We start from the raw sequence: 1,839 nt of genomic DNA, 5'->3' as shown, positions 1-1,839 counted from the left end.
TCCCGGCGTCGCAGCCGAATTACGTGCCGCCGTCGCGGCCGTGGGGGACGCCTTGAGTCGCGCCGCCGCTGCCCCGGCCGGCACCCGTCCCACCCGTCCGACGGAGCGGCCCCTGGGCCGTCGGAGCTCGTCCCGGCCGGCCCCCGCCCTCGTCCCGCCTGCGCGTATCCCGTGACCGAGCGACCCAGTGAGGAACCACCGTGACCGTGCTGACCGAGCCGCAGGGCTTCGCCGTACCCACCACGGCCGAGCCGTCCCCGGGCGCTGTGCCGCCCCGTTACGACGACCACTTCATCGGGGGCCGCTGGACGGCGTCCGACGCCGATCGCCGGCTGGTCGTCACCGACCCCAGTACCGAGACACCGCTCGCCGCGGTGCCCGCGGGGACCGCCCGCGACGCCGATCTGGCCGTACGCGCCGCCGCCTCCGCCTTCCCCGGCTGGTCCGTCACTCCCGCCCGGGAGCGGGCGGCCCTGCTGCGGCGGGTGGTCGAGGGGCTGGAGCGCAACGCCACGCGGTTCGCGGGGATCATCACGGCCGAGGTGGGGGCGCCGTCCCGGATGGCGCTGCGGACCCACGTCGGTCTCGCGATCGGCATGGCGGCGCACTGCGTGGAGACCGCCGCTTCCTACGGGTTCGAGGAGCGGGTCGGCCACTCCCTGGTGGTGCGTGAGGCGGCGGGTGTCGCCGCGTGCGTCACCCCGTGGAACGTGCCGCTGCTGCTGACGGTGCAGAAGCTGCTGCCCGCGCTCGCGGCCGGCTGCACCGTCGTGCACAAGCCCAGCGAACTGACGCCGCTGCACGCCCGGCTCCTCGCCGAGGTGTTCGCGGAGGCCGATCTGCCGCCCGGCGTGGTCAACATGGTCGTCGGCACCGGTGACACCGTCGGCACCGCGCTCGTCACCCACCCGCTGGTCGACGTCGTGTCGCTGACCGGGTCCACCCGCGCCGGACGCCGGGTCGCGGCCCTGGGCGCCGACGGCGTCAAGCGGATCCACCTCGAACTCGGCGGCAAGAACGCCTCCTTGGTCCTGCCCGACGCCGACCTGCCGGCCGCGGTGGGCGCCACCGTGGACCAGATCCTGTTCAACACCGGCCAGACGTGTCTGCAGTGGAGCAGGCTGCTGGTGCCGCGGGACCGCCAGGACGAGGCGGTCGAACTGGCCGGACGGATCATGGACGGGTACGTCACCGGCGACCCCCGCGATCCCGCGACCGACCTCGGCCCGCTGGTGTCGGCCGCCGCTCACGCCCGGGTCACCGACTACGTGGCGCGCGGCGCGTCCGAGGGCGGCGCCCGCCTGGTGCACGGCGGCACCGGCCGCCCCGCCGGCCTCACCACCGGCTACTACGTCCGGCCCACCGTCTTCGCCGACGTCGACCCGCTGTCGGTCATCGGCCAGGAGGAGATCTTCGGGCCGGTGCTGTGCGTCATCCCGTACGACGACGAGGACGAGGCGGTCCGGATCGTCAACGGCACCCGGTACGGGCTGCACGGCGCGGTCTGGTCCGGCGACGACGGCCGGGCCGAGCGGGTCGCACGCCGGTTCCGCACCGGATTGGTCGACGTCAACGGCGGATCGTTCAACCCGGCGGCGCCGTTCGGCGGTTTCAAGCAGTCCGGCATCGGACGGGAGTGCGGCACCGCGGGCCTCGAGGCCTTCCTGGAGACCAAGTCGATGCAACTGCCGCAGCACGGCGGGGGCCCGGGGCCGGTGGTCGGCCCGCGCCTGCGCGCCACCGCACCGGCCACGGCACCCCCGGCGGCCACGACGGCCGCAGCCACCGCTGTCCCCGACGAGGAGAGGAACGACGGATGACGGCCCAGCACGCCGGTTC

1 protein-coding gene is annotated in these 1,839 nt (G+C 75.1%); it reads left to right on the top strand.

The genetic code is table 11. The features are described 5' to 3' along the window. The first annotated feature begins 266 nt into the window (after positions 1-266). Complete coding sequence (locus N4P33_RS34980; RefSeq protein WP_399030694.1) at positions 267-1,820, top strand: aldehyde dehydrogenase family protein; 1,554 nt, start codon at positions 267-269, stop codon at positions 1,818-1,820. Positions 1,821-1,839: the final 19 nt, after the last annotated feature.

The sequence above is a fragment of the Streptomyces sp. 15-116A genome (genome assembly GCF_025290915.1).
Taxonomy (GTDB): domain Bacteria; phylum Actinomycetota; class Actinomycetes; order Streptomycetales; family Streptomycetaceae; genus Streptomyces.
The sequence above is the reverse complement of the archived record's forward strand: the minus strand, read 5'-3'. Positions and strand labels throughout refer to the sequence as shown.